The 16,240-nt window shown below is 72.8% G+C and carries 13 protein-coding genes; 5 read left to right on the top strand and 8 right to left on the bottom strand.

All coding sequences use genetic code 11. The features are described from left to right. The first annotated feature begins 8 nt into the window (after nucleotides 1-8). Both EPA64_RS09700 and EPA64_RS09705 read left to right on the top strand, forming a co-directional pair. Nucleotides 9-410 carry a group III truncated hemoglobin gene (locus EPA64_RS09700; RefSeq protein WP_134726151.1) on the top strand — a complete coding sequence of 134 codons (402 nt, stop codon included), beginning with the start codon at nucleotides 9-11 and terminating at the stop codon, nucleotides 408-410. Nucleotides 411-455: 45 nt separating this feature from the next. Continuing rightward, entirely contained in the window at nucleotides 456-680 is a 225-nt protein-coding gene (locus tag EPA64_RS09705) for a GlsB/YeaQ/YmgE family stress response membrane protein (protein ID WP_134726152.1), read from the top strand. A 16-nt stretch (nucleotides 681-696) separates the two neighbouring features. Here EPA64_RS09705 and EPA64_RS09710 read toward each other — a convergent pair whose 3' ends face one another. From EPA64_RS09710 to EPA64_RS09720, 3 genes are all read right to left on the bottom strand, one after another. Then, a complete protein-coding gene (locus EPA64_RS09710) occupies nucleotides 697-2,058 on the bottom strand; it encodes a cytochrome P450 (RefSeq protein ID WP_134726153.1) in 1,362 nt (453 codons plus the stop codon). Beyond that, nucleotides 2,055-3,287: a hypothetical protein gene (locus EPA64_RS09715; protein ID WP_134726154.1), complete on the bottom strand. Its 1,233-nt coding sequence runs from the start codon at nucleotides 3,285-3,287 to the stop codon at nucleotides 2,055-2,057. Before EPA64_RS09715 ends, EPA64_RS09710 begins: the two co-directional genes overlap by 4 nt. Before the next feature lie 108 nt (nucleotides 3,288-3,395). Next, a complete protein-coding gene (locus tag EPA64_RS09720; RefSeq protein ID WP_134726155.1) occupies nucleotides 3,396-4,082 on the bottom strand; it encodes a M48 family metallopeptidase in 687 nt (228 codons plus the stop codon). A gap of 89 nt (nucleotides 4,083-4,171) precedes the next feature. Here EPA64_RS09720 and xseA point away from each other — a divergent pair, with 89 nt between their 5' ends. Further along, entirely contained in the window at nucleotides 4,172-6,124 is a 1,953-nt protein-coding gene (xseA, locus tag EPA64_RS09725) for an exodeoxyribonuclease VII large subunit (RefSeq protein WP_134726156.1), read from the top strand. On the opposite strand, the gene EPA64_RS09730 is transcribed toward xseA, so the two are convergent. The 5 genes from EPA64_RS09730 to putA all read right to left on the bottom strand — a co-directional run bounded on the left by EPA64_RS09730 (nucleotide 6,121) and on the right by putA (nucleotide 13,896). Continuing rightward, complete coding sequence (locus tag EPA64_RS09730) at nucleotides 6,121-7,344, bottom strand: MFS transporter (RefSeq protein ID WP_134726157.1); 1,224 nt, start codon at nucleotides 7,342-7,344, stop codon at nucleotides 6,121-6,123. The two genes, xseA and EPA64_RS09730, sit on opposite strands and share 4 nt — an antisense overlap. Nucleotides 7,345-7,378: 34 nt before the next feature. Next, on the bottom strand, nucleotides 7,379-8,020 hold the full coding sequence (gene eda / locus EPA64_RS09735) for a bifunctional 4-hydroxy-2-oxoglutarate aldolase/2-dehydro-3-deoxy-phosphogluconate aldolase (protein WP_134726158.1): 642 nt from the start codon (nucleotides 8,018-8,020) through the stop codon (nucleotides 7,379-7,381). 470 nt (nucleotides 8,021-8,490) lie between these two features. Beyond that, complete coding sequence (locus tag EPA64_RS09740; protein ID WP_134726159.1) at nucleotides 8,491-9,165, bottom strand: DUF1190 domain-containing protein; 675 nt, start codon at nucleotides 9,163-9,165, stop codon at nucleotides 8,491-8,493. Between the two features lie 3 nt (nucleotides 9,166-9,168). Beyond that, nucleotides 9,169-10,386, bottom strand: coding sequence for a glutathionylspermidine synthase family protein (locus EPA64_RS09745; protein ID WP_134726160.1), 1,218 nt, complete (start codon nucleotides 10,384-10,386; stop codon nucleotides 9,169-9,171). Between the two features lie 72 nt (nucleotides 10,387-10,458). Next, nucleotides 10,459-13,896 (bottom strand): bifunctional proline dehydrogenase/L-glutamate gamma-semialdehyde dehydrogenase PutA, encoded by a 3,438-nt coding sequence (putA, locus tag EPA64_RS09750; RefSeq protein WP_134726161.1) that lies wholly within the window; start codon nucleotides 13,894-13,896, stop codon nucleotides 10,459-10,461. A gap of 72 nt (nucleotides 13,897-13,968) precedes the next feature. Between putA and EPA64_RS09755 the strand changes: the two genes are divergently transcribed. Both EPA64_RS09755 and EPA64_RS09760 read left to right on the top strand, forming a co-directional pair. Next, the gene (locus EPA64_RS09755) at nucleotides 13,969-14,472 is read left to right on the top strand and encodes an Lrp/AsnC ligand binding domain-containing protein (protein ID WP_134726162.1); all 504 of its coding nucleotides are present in this window, start codon (nucleotides 13,969-13,971) and stop codon (nucleotides 14,470-14,472) included. Between the two features lie 107 nt (nucleotides 14,473-14,579). Continuing rightward, on the top strand, nucleotides 14,580-16,172 hold the full coding sequence (locus EPA64_RS09760) for an ABC transporter substrate-binding protein (protein ID WP_134726163.1): 1,593 nt from the start codon (nucleotides 14,580-14,582) through the stop codon (nucleotides 16,170-16,172). Nucleotides 16,173-16,240 lie beyond the last annotated feature (68 nt).

The following is a 16,240-nucleotide window of genomic DNA, read 5'->3' on the forward strand; positions in this document are numbered from 1 at the left end:
TAGGCGCCATGATCCCGCCCCGTTTCGACGTCACCCCCGAACAGATCGACCGCGTGGTCGCCGTGTTTTACGCCGCCGTCCGCCGGCACGAGGTGCTGGGTCCGGTCTTTGGCCGTCATGTCGCGGACTGGCCTGCGCACGAAAGCAGGATCGCCGCCTTCTGGCGCAACGCGATTTTGTATGAGCGCAGTTATGACGGCAATCCGATGCGCGTCCACATGGCGGCGGGCGACGTGCGGGCCGAACATTTCGACCCCTGGCTGATGCTGTTCGATGCGACGCTGATCCGCACGCTGCCCCAGCCCACGGCGCGGGCCTGGTCGGCGCTGGCGCACCGGATCGGCGCGGGGCTGCGGATGGGCGTGCGCGACCTGCGCGACGACCGCGCGGCACCGCCGATCCTGCGCTAGGGGACTTGCGGTCGGCACGGGCGGCCCTATGTCGGGCGGATGGGCATGATCGTGATCTTTGCAATCGTCGGCGCCGTCATCGGCTGGCTTGCGGCCGGGCAGATCGGGCGCGGGCGCGTGACCTCGGCGGTTGTCGGCGCGGTCGGCGGCGCGGCGGGGGGTGTCGGGCTGTGGGTGCTGATCGGGCTGCTGGGTCTGCTGGTCGGCGCGCTTGGGGCCGTGGCCGGGGCGCTGATCCTGCTGTGGCTGGTGGATCGCTGGCGGGACTGACGCCCCGCCTGTTCCATCAGCGCCGGTCGATCCGCAGGCGGACCCCGTCGCGGCCCCGCAGCGTCAGCCGTGCGACCGGCACCGGATCGGCGTCGCCCCGCGACAGCCGCAGGTCGCGGCAGATCATCGCCAGCATCAGCGGCCCTTCGATCATCGCAAACCCCGCGCCGGGGCAGACCCGCTGCCCGGCGCTGAAGGGGACATAGGCCTCGCGCGCGCAGGCCCGGCCATTCGGCGTATCCCAGCGGCCGGGGTCAAAGCTGTCGGGATCGTCCCACAGCCGCCGGTGCCGGTGCAGGTGCCAGGGCGACAGCACGACCTGCGTGCCGCGGGGCAGGGGCCGGCCGCGCAGGGTTTCCGGCCGCGCAGTCTCGCGCACCATCATCGGCACGGGCGGATAAAGCCGCATCGCTTCGCGGAACACCGCGCGGGCGGCGCGCAGGCGGCTGACGGCCCCGAAATCGGGCGGGTCGCCGGCCGGTTGCAGCGCCTCGGCGGCCTCGGCCGCGACGCGGTCCTGCCAGTCGGGGTTGGCGGCCAGCAGCCACAGCGCCCAGGCCAGCGCGCTGGCCGACGTCTCGTGCCCGGCCAGGAAAAAGATCGCGACCTGGTCCACCATCTCGGCCGGGGCGAAACACCGGCCGGTGACGGGATCGGGGGTGGTCATGATCTTTGTCGCCAGGTCGTCGGGCGCGGTGCCGTCCGCGATGGCGGCGGTCCGTGCCGCCACAAGGTCGCGGATCAGGCCGCGGATCGTCGCGGCGGTGGCGCGGGTGCGCCGCGAATGCCAGCGCGGCAGCCAGCGCGGCATGGGGATCAGCGCGGCCGGGTTGACCAGCGGCTGCGCGTCCTGATGCGCGCGAAAGGCCGCAAAGACCCGCGCGGCGATGCGGTGTTCGATGGGCATGGAAAACAGCGCGCGAAAGATCACGTCGGCGGCGGCGTGGCTGGTTTCCGGCTCGACGTCGATCTGGGTTCCCGCGGCGGCGGTCAGGCGCAGGGTGGCGGCGCGAGCGGCCTGCCACATGGCGGGCCAGGTCTCGCGGATGCGGCCGCCCTCGAACGCGGGGTCGATGATGCGGCGCTGGCGCGCCCATGTCTCGCCGTTGGTGACGAAGACGGACTGGCCCAGCAGCGGCGCCAGCCCCTCGCGCAGGCGGCCGGATTTCGGGAAATCGCGCGGGCGTTCCGACAGCACCAGCCGCACCAGCGCGGGGTCGTTGCACAGCACGCTGCGGACCAGCGGGCTGCGGAACTCGGCCATCCAGGCGCGATACAGCTTGTCGGGCAGCGCCGACAGCAGGTCGCGCCGGAACGCCCGCGCGATGCGGACCAGCCCGCGGCCGGGGGGCGCTGCGTCGGGGCGCGGCGGGATCACGGCGCGCCCCGCGACCGGCCCGGCCAGTCGTTCACCGCGCGGGTGATGCGGCCCGGCGAATGCCCGCGCCCGGCAAAGCGCGCGCCCAGCCGCTGCGGCCCGGCAGTGATGGCGAAATAGTCATAGCGTTCGGGCCGGTCAAAGGCGCACAGATACTGGAAATGCAGCCGGAACCACCGCCCGCGCAGCGTCCGCCGCCGGTCGGGCGACAGGGTCTGGCGAAAGGCCGCGGACAGGACCAGCGGGTGGCGGCGGCCGGGGGGTTCCACCCCCGACACCGCGACCGGATCGCACAGACCGAAACAGCAGGGGTCGCCCGGCGCGGTCACGTCCACCCAGTCCAGTTCGGCCCGCGCCGACAGATACCGCAGGTCCGACCGCAGGCGGCCCGCGCGCGGCAGGAACGACGCCATCGGCACGACATGGCCCAGCGTCAGCAGCGCCAGCCGCCCGTCGCAATCGGCCCGGCCCGATGCGATCAGTTCGGCCAGCACCGACACCGCCAGATATGCCCCCGAGGAATGGCCGACGACCAGCACCTCGTCCCAGTCGTCGGCCAGCACCTCGGCCACGCGGTCGGCAAAGCGGGTGATCCGCGCCGCCAGTTCCGGCGGATAGGCGCCCCCGTCCCGCGCGGTAAAGGCGTAATCATGCATCAGGTAATAGGCGAAGAACCGGCCATCCATGCGGCGGAACAGGATCAGCCCGGCGGCAGTGACGGCCGCCGCCAGCGCAAGCGCGGCCAGCGCCGGGCCGGGTCCGGGCAGCCCCGCCGCCGAAAGCGCCCGCGCGGCGATCCACCCCGCCAGCGCCCCGACGGCCATCGCCACCGCAAGCTGCGCGATCAGCACGGCGATGGGATAAAGCGCCGCGATCACCGGCCCCCGCCGCAGGCGCATCAGCCGGAACAGCGCCCCCGACGCCACATAGGCCCAGGCGGTGCGGACAAGCTGGCCATAGGTGGCCGCGATGCTGCGCCCCATCGACCCTTGCACGACATCGGCCCAGACCAGCACCTCGATGTCGGTTTGCGCTGCGCCGCCCGGAAAGTCGCCGCTGACCCCCCAGCCAAAGCCGGTGCGGTCGCGGCGCGGGCCGAAGTCCAGCCGATAGCCCGCGATGGCCGCCTGCGCGGCCCCCTCGCGCCGGTAAAGCTCGCGATAGCGGCGGGGCGGGATCGGGTCGTAGCCGGGGATGTAAAGGACGCGGCGGCGAAAGGGTCGGGTCATGCGGTCTGCCCGTGCAATGCAGCCGCAGCATAGCGGCGTGGGCGGCGCAGGGAAAGGCGATGCCGCCGCAGGCCACGGCGCGGGCCGGCCGACCGCGCCGGGGCGGCGTCAGCGGACCTGCCAGCGCGCCTCCAAGGCCTCGATCGCGGCGACGCGGCTTGCCGCCGGGGGATGCGACTGCGCCCACGCCAGCCCCCGCGCGCCGCCCGCGCCGGTCATCGCGTCCAGCCGCCCCAGCAGTGCCTTTTGCGGTCCCGTCCCGAAGCCTGCCTTGATCATCAGCGCGGCGGCAAAGGCGTCGGCCTGGTATTCATCCTGACGCGACAGCCGGGCGGCCAGCGCGGTCGCGACCAGCCCGGCCAGCCACGGGCCGACCACCGGCACCATCCGGCCAAAGACGCCGACCAGCACGGCGCGCACGACGTTCTGGCCGGCGAAGTCCAGCATCCGGCGGCGGGTGTGGCCGTGGGCGACGTGGCCCAGCTCGTGCGCGATGACGGAGGCCAGCTCGGCCTCGGTCACGCGGCCGGCGTCCAGCTGGTCCAGAAAGCCCCGCGTCAGGAACACCCGCCCGTCCGGCGCGGCCAGCCCGTTCACGGGCGCGATCTCATAGACATGGGCGCGCACCCGCCCCAGCCCCATCGCAGCACCCAGCCGGTCCAGCGCCGCCGCCAGCCGCGGATCGGTCAGCGGCGTGGACCTCGCGTTCAGTTCGGCCCGCAGGCGCCAGGCGGAAAACGCCCACATCGCCAGCGCGTAAAGGACGATCAGCAGGATCGGGGTCAGCTTTATCATGGCCCCAATCTGGGACGGCCGGGGCGCGCGATCAATGCGCCATTCCCGTGCGCTTGCGCCCGCCCTGCGGCTGCGCCACATCTGAACGCATGGATCTGTTCGAGGACAGCGGCACCCCCGCCGCCGAAACCGCCGCCGGAAACGCGCCCGCCCTGACCGTGTCCGAAATCTCGGGCGCGGTGAAGCGCGTGATCGAGGGCGAGTTCGGCCGCGTCCGCGTGCGCGGCGAGGTCGGGCGCGTGTCGCGGCCCGGATCGGGGCACCTGTATTTCGACCTCAAGGACGACAACGCCTGCATCGCGGCGGTCTGCTGGAAGACCCAGGCGGGCCGGCTGACCCATCGCCCCGAAGAGGGGATGGAGATCGTCGTCACCGGCCGGCTGACGACCTTTCCCGGCCAGTCCAAATACCAGCTGCTGGTCGAACAGGTCGAGCCCGCCGGCCTTGGCGCGCTGATGGCGATGCTGGAAAAGCGCCGCCGGATGCTGGCCGCCGAGGGGCTGTTCGACCCCGCCCGCAAGCGGCCGATCCCCTATCTGCCGGGCGTGATCGCGGTCGTGACCTCGCCCAGCGGGGCGGTGATCCGCGACATCCTGCACCGGCTGCGCGACCGTTTTCCGTCGCGCGTGCTGATCTGGCCCGTGGCGGTGCAGGGCACCGCTTGCGCGCCTCAGGTCGCCGACGCGGTCCGGCGGCTGAACGCGCTGGCCCCCGGCGGCCGCGTGCCGCGCCCCGATCTGATCATCGTGGCGCGCGGCGGCGGCTCGGTCGAGGATCTGTGGGGCTTCAACGACGAGGCGGTGATCCGCGCCGTCGCGGGCGGGACGATCCCGCTGATTTCCGCCGTGGGCCATGAAACCGACACCACGCTGATCGACCACGCGGCCGACCTGCGCGCGCCGACGCCCACGGCCGCCGCCGAAATGGCGGTGCCGGTGCTGGCGGAACTGGCCGGGCGGCTGGCCGACACGCAGGGGCGGCTGATCCGCGGCGTGCGCGGGCGGCTGGACCGTCCGGGACAGCGGCTGGCCGATCTGGGACGCGGCCTTGGGCGGCCGCAGGCGCTGACGGGCGCCGCGCGGCAGCGGCTGGACCTGACGGGGCCGCGTCTGGACCCGGCGCTGCGCGGCTTTCTGCGCGACCGCCGCCGCGGGGTCGAGGGGCTGGGGCTGCCCCGCGCCTCGCTGCGCGGGTTCATGGCGGCGCGGCGCGAGTGGTTCGACCGCGCGTCGCTGGCCCTGACGCAGGCGCGGGGGCGCGACCGCGACCGGCGGCGGGCGATGCTGCCCGCGCTGAACGCCCGGTGGCTGGCGCGCGCGACGGGCGATGCCCGGCGGGCGCTGGACGCGGCCGGCCGCGGGCTGGACCCGGCCGCGCGGCGCGGCGCTGCCCGTCAGGCCGAGCGGCTGGACGGGTTGGGCGCGCGGCTGAACGGCGCCCGGGCGCGCACGCTGGCCGATGCGCGACGCGGGACCGTGCAGCGCCGGGCGGCGCTTGACGGCCTGACCCGGCGGCTGGATGCGCAAGGTCCGCGCCTGACCGCCGACCGGGCCGAGGCGCTGTCCGCGCTGGACCGCCTGCGCCAGACGCTGGGCCACACCGAAACGCTGCGGCGGGGCTTTGCCATCGTGCGCGGCCCGGACGGGCTGGTCACATCGGTGGCCGCCGCCGCTGCGGTCCCAAGGCTGCAGGTGCAGTTCCACGACGGAGATCTGGCCGTCCGGCCGCTGGACGGCGGCGATGGCGGGGGCGGCGAAGGTGGCGACGGCAAAGGCGGCCGAGATGGCCCGGGCGCGACCGTCGATGGCACACCCGCAGTCGGGGACACCGCAGCGCCGCCCGGACATGCGCCCGGAAACAGGGCAAGGGTGCCCGGCAAGGCCGAGGCGGCATCCGTCGCGCCAGCAGCCTCCCGGCAAAAGACCGAGGCGGGCGAACCCGACGCGGCCACCCGTGCGGACGTCCCGGCCCCGCGCCGGCGGCGGCCCCCAGCCCGCGACCGGGAACCGGATAAGGCCCCAGATCAGGGGTCGCTGTTCTAGCGCGTCTCGCGGGGGCGCAGGGTCAGCCAGATCAGCGCGCCCCCGGCCAGCACCAGGAACGGCAGCATCGCCATGTTGACCGCCGACCAGCCCGCCTGCGCGGATCCGCCGGTGCAGCCCATCAGCCCCCCTGACGACAGCGACGCCAGGAACACGCCGCCGAACACCACGGCGTCGTTGATCCCCTGGATGCGGCCCCGTTCCTCGACCGAATGGGCGGCGGTCAGCATCGCCGTCGCCCCGATGAAGCCGAAGTTCCAGCCGATCCCCAGCAGGACCAGTGCGGCGAAGAAGCGCTCGATCTCGACCCCGCTCAGCGCGACTGCGCCCGCGGCGGCCAGGATCGCAAGCCCCACCGCCACGATCCGCGCCGCGCCGAACCGCACGATCAGGTGCCCGGTGAAGAACGACGGCACGAACATCGCCAGCACATGCGCCGACACCACCTGCGAGGCGTCGGCCGTGCCATAGCCGCAGCCGACCATCGCCAGCGGGGTCGAGGTCATGACCAGGTTCATCAGCGCATAGCTGACCATCGCGCAGATCATCGCCACCGCGATGCGCGGATCGCGCAGCATCTGCCCCACGCTGCGCCCGCCCGACAGCCGGACCGTGCCCGCGGTCGCGCGGGGCATGTCCAGCGCGGCAAACAGCAGCGGACCCAGCAGGTTCAGCCCGGCGATCACCGCAAAGGTCAGCGCGAACGGAATGGCCGTGCGTTCCGCCGTCAGCGTGACCAGCCCCGGCCCCAGCAGCGCGGAAAACAGCCCGCCCGCCTGCACCAGGCTGATCATGCGCGGCTGCAGGTCCACAGGCGCGGTATCGGTCGCGGCAAAGCGATAGAACCCCTGCGCCGACATATAGACGCCGCAGAGCGTGGTGCCGGCGGTGAACAGCGCAAAGCTGCCCGCGCGCAGGCCCGCCACGGCCAGCATCGCGCCCACGGCCGCGATCATGCAGGCCAGCGTGAACCCCGCCTGCCGCCCGTGCCGCGCCATGAAGCCCGACAGCCAGCGCGCCGACACCGCCGACCCCAGCATCACCATCGACAGCGGCAGGGTCGCAAGGCACCGGTTGGGCGCCAGCGTCGCCCCCGCCAGCCCGCCGACGATGAAGATCATCGACATCTGCGATCCCAGGATCGCCTGCGCCGCGATCAGCACCCCCAGGTTGCGCCAGCTTTGCCGGCGGGCGGCGGGCGTGTCTGCGATGGTGGTCATGGCGGGTTGCCCGGCACGGCTGGCTGACGGACGGTCAACGGCGCAGGGCGGCGGCGGCGCGGGCCCGCGCCTCGATTCCGGCCCAGTCGCCAGCGGCCATCAGCGTTTCCGGCGCGATCCAGCTGCCGCCCACGCAGGCGACATTCGGCAGCCCCAGATAGGCGGCCGCATTGTCCGCCGTGATCCCGCCCGTCGGGCAGAACGACAGCCCCGGCAGCGGCCCGCCCAGCGATTTCAGCATGGCCACGCCGCCCGCCGCCTCGGCCGGAAAGAACTTGAGCATGGTATAGCCGCGATCGGCGGCCTGCATCGCCTCGGTCGCCGTCGCCGCGCCGGGCAGCAGCGGCAGGGCCGCGTCCTTGCAGCTGTCGGCCAGCGCGTCGGTCAGCCCCGGCGAGACGGCGAAGGTCGCGCCCGCCTTGCGCGCGCGGTGGACATCGGCCGCGCTCAGCACCGTGCCGGCGCCGACCTGCGCGCCGGGCACCTGCGCCATGATGCCGATCGCCTCCAGCGCGGCGGGGGTGCGCAGCGTCACCTCCAGCACCGGCAGGCCGCCCGCGACCAGCGCGCGGGCCAGCGGTTCGGCCCAGTCGGGGTTGGACAGGACGATCACCGGGATGACCGGAGCAAGACCGCACAGGGCGCGCGTGCGCGCCGACTGGTGTTCGGGGGTCATGGTGGATCTTTCGTCTGCTGCGCGCGCACCCTGCGACAGGCGCGGCGCGGCTGCAAGCGGGCTTTGGCACGGCCGGGTCGCGGCGAAGGCGGCTGCGACGGGCCGCGACGAGCCGCCGCGGGGCAGGGCGATTGCGGGGGGCCGCGCGAGGGCGCGCCGGGACGGGGCGCGATGCAGGGACGCGGAGAGCAGCCGCGGGGCAGGGGCGCACGGGGCCGCACGAGGGGGCGCCGGGACGGGGCGCGATGCAGAGGGATGCGGAGAGCAGCCGCGGGGCAGGCGATTGCGCGGGGCCGCATGGGGGCGCGCCGGGACGGGGCGGGATGCACGGACGCGGAGAGCAGCCGCGGAGCAGGGGCGCAAGAGGGCGCGCCGGGTCTCGCCGCCCGTTGCGCAGCGNGAGAGCAGCCGCGGAGCAGGGGCGCAAGAGGGCGCGCCGGGTCTCGCCGCCCGTTGCGCAGCGTCGCCGGTCAGCCGCCGACGCTGCGCGCCGCGCCGGTGGCGGTGCGCGCGGTCGCGCCCGCGCCGAACCCGCCGCGCTGCGCCACCTGCGCGCGGGTCATGGGCTGCTGCCCGATGGTGGCGGGCGCGCGGTTGAAGGTCGTCGCCGGCACCCGGCCCGCGCCGGTGTTGCTGGAAAATGTCTGCCCGCCGTTCGGCGTCGAATAGCCGCCGGGCGTGCGCACCATCGGCTGGCTGAACACCCCGCCGCCGCGCGACAGCATCGACCCCATCATATAGCCCACCAGCAGCGGCATGAAGCTGAACCCGCCCCCGCCCTGTTGTTGCGCCGCCGGGGCGTTCGGATCGACGGGCGCGTTCGGGTCCGCCGCCGCCGTCTGCGCGGGATCGGCCCCGCAGGCCCCCGCGCCGTGTTCCTGTTCGCACAACTCGCGCGATTCATAGCGCGGCGCGGTTTCCAGATGGGTCTTTTCCGCCTCGGCGAACTGGGTGCGGCAGTCGTCGGCGGTGAACCACAGCCCGCCTTCCTTGGCGGCGGCAAGGCAGGCGTCCAGGTTGGGGAACGCCTGCGCGTCGGTCTTGTCATCCTCGCACGCGGCCAGGGTCAGCACGGCGGCGCCGGCCAGCATCAGCGCGACGTGGCGCGACCGCTTGCGGCAACGGGGGGGCGACAGGTCGGTCATGGCTTACCCTTCGATGAAATGCGGCTTGAAGCGGCTGAGGTTGTGGGTGATGCGCGCCCGGTCCTCGCGGATGCCAAGGCCCGCGCAGGCCTGCCCGACCATCCACGCGCCCAGAACCGGGTGGAACCCGTCGAACACCGGCAACGGCGCCAGGACCTGCACGACCTGCGGGTGATGGGAATAGCTGTCGTCGGGGGCGCGGCCGGTCTCGCGCCCGCCCTCGGTGATGACGACGCCGGACCCTTCGCGCGAAAAGATCGGCTTGGTGACGTGGCCGCGGGCCAGCGCGGGCCCGGCCTCGGCGATGGCGTCGGCAAAGGGGCTGGGCTCGCCCCGGCGCGCGGCCTCGACGTCGGCGGCGAAGAACGCGGGCAGCAGGTTCGGGTGGCCGGGGAACATCGACCACAGCAAGGGCAGCAGCCCCTTGTTCGACAGCACCGATTTCCACGGCGGCTCGATGAACCGGGTCTGCGAGGGTTGCAGGTTCGGCGCGAAGGCGTCGCGCAGCATGTCCTCCCACGGATACAGCTTGAAAAGCGTGCCGATGACGCGGTCCTTGTCGTCGGCCAGCTGTCCTTCCTCGGTGACACCGATTTCAGTCAGCGCGGTGAAATGCGCGCCCAGTCCCGCCTCGCGCGCGGCCCAGGCGATGGCCTCGACGGTGGCGTAATCCTCGGGGTTGTCGCGGTCGGCGGCGAAATGCACGTCCTCGCCGGGGGCGCAGATCTCGGCCCAGCGTTCGACAAGCGCCTCGTGGATGCGGTTGAACTGGTCGGTGTCGGGGGACAGCACGCCCGCGTCGCGGCTTTCCTCGAACCACAGCCACTGGAAGGACGCGGATTCGTAAAGCGAGGTCGGCGTGTCGGCGTTGTATTCCAGCAGTTTCGCCGGGCCGTGGCCGTCATACGCCAGGTCGAACCGGCCATAAAGCTCGGGCTCGCCTGCGGCCCAGGACCGTTCGACGAAATCCCAATAGGGGCGGGGGATGGCCAGCCGCTCCATCCATTCCTCGGACACGACCGCCGCCGCCACCGCCTCGCGGCACATGGCGTGCAGTTCGGTCGCGGGGTCTTCGATGTCGTCCTCGACCTGGCGCAGGGTCAGGCGATAGGCGCTGGTTTCGTCCCAATAGGGTTCGCCCCCCATGTCGGCGAAGGTGAAACCCAGTTCGGCGGCGCGGTCGCGCCAGCCGGGACGTTCGGGAAGGTTGATCTTGTGCATGGCGCGCCTTGTTGGTTACCCCGATGTGGCAAGGGGCGCGCCGCGATGCAAGTGCGCCCGCCGCCGGGGCGGCTAGCGCGTGGCGGCGGCCCCCAGCGCCTCGCCCGCCAGCAGCGCGGCGTTGCCGCCCGACGCGGTGGTGTCGATGCAGACATGGCGTTCGGCGACGGCGTGGCCCGCGTCGATGCCGCCGATCAGCGGCAGGATCGGGCCGGGGCGGACGGCCAGCGCGCGGGCATAGGCGCGGCCGCGTTCCGTATCACCCCACCAGACCGCGCCCCCGAACCCCTGCGCGGCGGTCAGCGCGGACGGGTCGGGCAGGGTGTCCAGCGCGACCCCGACGCCGCCCAGCCGCGCCAGCTCGGCCGCCTGCGCCTTGGCGGTGTCATGACCGGGCCCAAGGCACAGCACGGGATCGCGGGGCAGGACGGCCAGCCGGTTCGATTCGCCCGTGGGGCCGGGCAGGGCGGTGTCGGACAGCGCCGGACGCGGCGCGCGGGCACGGTCGATCAGCGCCTGCACCGATGCGCCGCCCGGCGGCTGGGGCACGCCCGCAGGGCTGGCGGGCGCGGCGGTGAAGCGGTCCAGATACAGCGGCCCGCCCGCCTTGGGTCCGGTGCCCGACAGCCCCTCGCCGCCAAAGGGCTGGCTGCCCACGACCGCGCCGATCTGGTTGCGGTTGACATAGATGTTGCCCGCGTGGACCGCGCCCGACAGGCGGTCCGCCCGTGCCTCGATCCGGCTGTGCAGGCCGAAGGTCAGGCCGTAGCCGCTGGCGTTCACCTCGGCGATCACCCGGTCCAGCCCGTCGGCGGGGAAGGTCGCGACATGGACCACGGGGCCGAAGATCTCGCGCCCCATGTCGCCGATGGCCTCGACCCGGATCAGCGTCGGCCCGACGAACCGCGCCGGATCGGGCGAGGGCAGTTCAAGGATCACCCGCCCCTCGGCCCGCGCCGCGTCGATATGCGCGCGGATGGCGGCCACCGCGTCCGCGTCGATGACCGGGCCGATGTCGGTGGCGATGTCGGCCGGATCGCCCACGGTCAGCTCGCGCATCGCGCCCGTCAGCATGTCCAGCACCGGGGCGGCGATGTCGTCCTGCAGATACAGGCAGCGCAGCGCCGAACAGCGCTGGCCCGCCGACTGAAAGCCGCTGGCCACGATGTCGCGCACCGCCTGTTCGGGCAGGGCGGTCGAATCGACCACCATCGCGTTCAGCCCGCCGGTTTCCGCGATCAGCGGCGCGGTCGGGTCCAGATGGTCGGCCATGCTGCGCCGGATCGCCTGCGCGGTGTCGGTGCCGCCGGTAAAGACGACGCCCGCCACGCGGGGATCGGCGGACAGCGCCGCGCCCACCGTCGCGCCGTCGCCCGGCAACAGTTGCAGCGCGGCGGCGGGGACGCCCGCCTGCAGCATCAGCCGGGTCGCCAGATGCGCGATCAGCGGCGTCTGTTCGGCGGGCTTGGCCAGCACCGCGTTGCCCGCCGCCAGCGCGCCCGCGATCTGGCCGGTGAAGATCGCCAGCGGAAAGTTCCACGGGCTGATCGCCGCGAAGACGCCGCGCGCGGGGTGGCGCAGGGCCGGGGCACCTGCCGCGTAATAGCGCAGGAAGTCCACGGCCTCGCGCAGTTCGTTGACGGCGTCGGACCAGGTCTTGCCCGCCTCGCGCGTCAGCAGGGCCATGATCTCGGGCGCGTGCTGTTCGTAAAGATCGGCGGCGCGGCGCAGGGTCTCGGCGCGCTGCGCCGCCCCCGCGGTCCACGGCCGGGCGGCGTCGATGGCGGCGGCGACCTGCGGGGCCGTGGCGTCGGCGACGGTGCCCGCCGCCGCGCCGGTGGCGGGGTTCGGGACCGGGCGGGCGGGGCCGTCCGGCACCGGCGCCGCAAGGATCGGCGCCGCGGCCGGCAGGTCGCCCATGTGGGCCGCGCGCGCCCCCTGCATCGCCGCCAGAACCGGCCGGTCGGCCAGATCGACCCCGGCCGAGTTTTCCCGCTGCGGCGCGAACAGCGCGGGGCCGCGCGCCAGCGCCGGGTTCTCGACCTGCGCCAGCGTCTCCACCGCGGTCAGCGGGCAGGCGGCGACCGTCGCGGGGGGGATCGCCTCGTCCACGATCTGGTTGACGAACGACGAGTTCGCCCCGTTTTCCAGCAGCCGCCGCACGAGATAGGCCAGCAGCTCGCGGTGCGCGCCGACGGGGGCATAGATGCGCAGGCGGGTGCCGCGGTCGGCCTGCACGATGCGGTGCAGGTTCTCGCCCATGCCGTGCAGGCGCTGGAACTCGAACGGTTTGTCCCCGGCCATGTCCAGGACGGCGGCGACGGTGTGGGCGTTGTGGGTGGCGAACTGGGGATAGATGCGGTCGGTCATGCCCAGCAGCTTGCGGGCCAGCCCGACATAGCTTGCGTCGGTCGCGATCTTGCGGGTGAACACGGGGAAATCGGGCAGCCCCAGCACCTGCGCGCGTTTGATCTCGGCGTCCCAATAGGCACCCTTGACCAGCCGCACCATCAGCCTGCGGTCCGTCCGCACCGCCAGGTCGTGCAGCCAGTCGATGACTGGCCCGGCGCGGCGGCCATAGGCCTGCACGACGACGCCAAAGCCGTCCCAGCCCGCCAGGCGGCGGTCGGCCAGCACCGCCTCGATCACCTGCAGCGACAGGGTCAGGCGGAACGATTCCTCGGCGTCGATGGTCAGGGCCATGTCGGCGGCCGCCGCCGCGCGGGCCAGCCGCGCCAGCACGGGCACAAGCTCGGCCATGACGCGGCCTTCCTGCGCCGTCTCATACCGCGGGTGCAGCGCCGACAGCTTGACCGAGATGCCGGGGTTGTCGCGCACCGCGCCGGGCTTGCAGGCCCGCGCGATGGCCGCGATGGCGCGGGCATAGGCGTCGGCATAGCGGTCGGCGTCGCCCTGCGTCATCGCGGCCTCGCCCAGCATGTCATAGCTGTGGGTGGCGGTCGGCGTCTCGCGGGCGCGGTCCATCGCGTCCTGAATGGTCTGGCCCCGCACGAACTGGCGGCCCATCTCGCGCATGGCGCGGGTGACGGCGGCGCGGATCACCGGCTGGCCCAGCCGGCGCACCGCGCCCCGGATCAGCCCGGCGTGGCGGCGGTCCAGCACGCCGCCGGTCAGCATCAGCCCGCGGGTGGACAGGTTGACCATGCGCGACCGCGACCGGCCCTTGTGGCTGGACCAGTCGGCGGGCGCGATCTTGTCGGCGATCAGCGCGTCCGAAGTCTCGGCGTCGGGCACCCGCAACAGCGCCTCGGCCAACGTCATCAGGGCCAGCCCCTCGTCGGTGGACAGGCCGTATTCGGCCAGGAACACCTCCATCATGCCGGGGTGCAGGTCGGCGCGGATGCGGGCGACCAGATCGGCCCCGGCGGCCGCGATGCGCGCCCGGTCGGCGGACGACAGCGCGGCCTGCGCGATCAGGTCGCGGATCAGCGGCGGTTCGGGCGCAAGCGTGGCGGCGTCGATGGCGGAAAGGGCGGTGGTATAGGTCATGTCGCTGTCCCTGTCGGATGGCGCATGATAAGCGGCGGCAGGCAGGCCGTTCGGCCAAAGAGAGGCAGACGCATGGCCGTTTCCACCAAAGACGCGGGCGCGCGCGACGCGATCGCGCTGGACCGCATCGACCGCGCCATTCTGGCCGCGCTGGCCGCCGACGGGCGCATCAGCGTGACCGACCTTGCGGCCCGCGTGGGGCTGTCCAAGACCCCCGTGCAGGCGCGGATGCGGCGGCTGGAACAGGCGGGCGTGATCCGCGGCTATCGCGCCGTGCTGGACCCGGTGCGGCTGAACGCGGCGCATGTGGCGTTTGTCGAGCTGAAGCTGTCGGACACGCGCGAGCCGGCGCTGCGCGCCTTTAACCGGGCCGTCATGGCGGTGCCGGAAATCGAGGAATGCCACATGATCGCCGGCGGCTTCGATTACCTGCTGAAGGTGCGCACGACCGACATCGCCGCCTATCGCCGGGTGATGGCCGACCGCATCAGCACCCTGCCGCATGTCGCCGCCACCTCGACCTATGTCGCGATGGAGGCGGTGAAGGACGCGGGCTCCGTCATTCTGCCGGACTGAACGGCATTTCGCCCGGGGCGAACACAGGTTCTTGCCCCGCGTTGCGGAACAGCGCACAAAAACGCGATCAACCCCGCTGAACGACGGGGACCAACAGGGAGACTGACATGACCCGATTTTCCCCCCGTGCGATCCTGCTGGCGTCCGCCATCGCCGTCGCGCCCCTGTCGGCGGCATGGGCCGACACGCCCGCCGACGTGCTGGTCGTCGCCGGGACCATCGACGACATCATCAGCCTGGACCCCGCGCAGAGCTTCGAGTTCTCGGGCAACGACGTCACGCAGAACCTCTACAGCCGCCTGGTCGATTTCGACCCGCTGAACCTGGAAGCAGGCTTCCAGCCCAGCCTGGCCGAGAAATGGGAGGTGAGCGAGGACGGCAAGACCATCACCCTGACCCTGCGCGAGGGCGTGACCTTCCAGTCCGGCAACCCCGTCCGGGCCGAAGACGCGGCATGGTCGCTGCAGCGCGCGGTCAAGCTGGACAAGTCGCCCGCCTTCATCCTGACCCAGTTCGGCCTGACGCCCGACAACGTGGACCAGATGGTCAAGGCCGACGGCAACACCGTGTCCATCACGATGGACCAGCCCTATGCCCAGTCCTTCGTGCTGAACTGCCTGTCGGCCAGCGTGGCCAGCGTGATCGACAAGGAAACGGTCATGCAGCACGTCGAGGGCGAGGACATGGGCAACACCTGGCTGACCACGAACTCGGCCGGGTCGGGCGCCTATGCGCTGGCGGCGTGGCGTCCGAACGAGGTGGTGCAGCTGACGGCCTTCGACGGGTATTTCGGCGGCGCGCCCAAGATGAAGCGGGTGATCGTCAAGAACGTGCAGGAATCCAGCGCGCAGCGCCTGCAGCTTGAGGCGGGCGACATCGACGTGGCCCGCAACCTGACCCCCAGCGACATCGAGGGCGTGACCGGCAAGGAGGGGATCGTCATCAAGGACGAACCCCGCGGCCGCATCCTGTACATGGGGATGAGCCAGCGCGACCCGATGCTGTCCCAGGCACCGGTGCAGCAGGCCATGCGCCACCTGATCGACTTCGAGGGGATGGCCAACAGCTTCCTGAAAGGCCAGTGGAAGATCCACCAGAACTTCATCCCCGAGGGGTATCTTGGCGCGTCCGACGAGAACCCGTGGAAATACGACGTCGAGGCGGCGAAGAAGATCCTGGCCGACGCCGGCATCACCAACGCGACGATCACGACCAAGGTGCGCGACCTGCGCGAATATCTGGACGTGGCGCAGACCATCCAGGCGTCGATGGCGCAGGCCGGGCTGACGCTGAACATCGAACAGATGACCGGCGCGCAGGTGCTGGACGCCTATCGCGCCCGCGAGGTGCCGATCTTTTTGGGCGAATGGGGGCCGGATTACGCCGACCCGCAGACCAACGCCGGCACCTTCGCCTGGAACCCCGACAACGAGGGCAAGGGGTCCACGCTGGCGTGGCGCAACAGCTATGCCGTGCCCGCCGCCATGCAGGAAACGGTCAAGGCCGCGACGCTGGAAGGCGACAGCGACAAGCGCAAGCAGATGTATCTGGACATCCAGTCCGAATACCGCGCCGACGCCCCGATCCTGCCGCTGTTCCAGCGCGTCGAACAGGCCGCCATGCGCGACACCGTGCAGGGCTGGTCGGCGGGCGGGGCCGTGACCTCGGTCATGTATCACCAGGTCACCAAGGGCGAATGAGCCGTTGAGCGTGAGCGACCATACCGGGGGGCAGGCCATGCCCCCCGCATCCGCCGCCCCCGGTCCCG

The organism is Paracoccus luteus, from assembly GCF_004522155.1.
In the GTDB taxonomy this organism is placed as follows: Bacteria; Pseudomonadota; Alphaproteobacteria; order Rhodobacterales; family Rhodobacteraceae; genus Paracoccus; species Paracoccus luteus.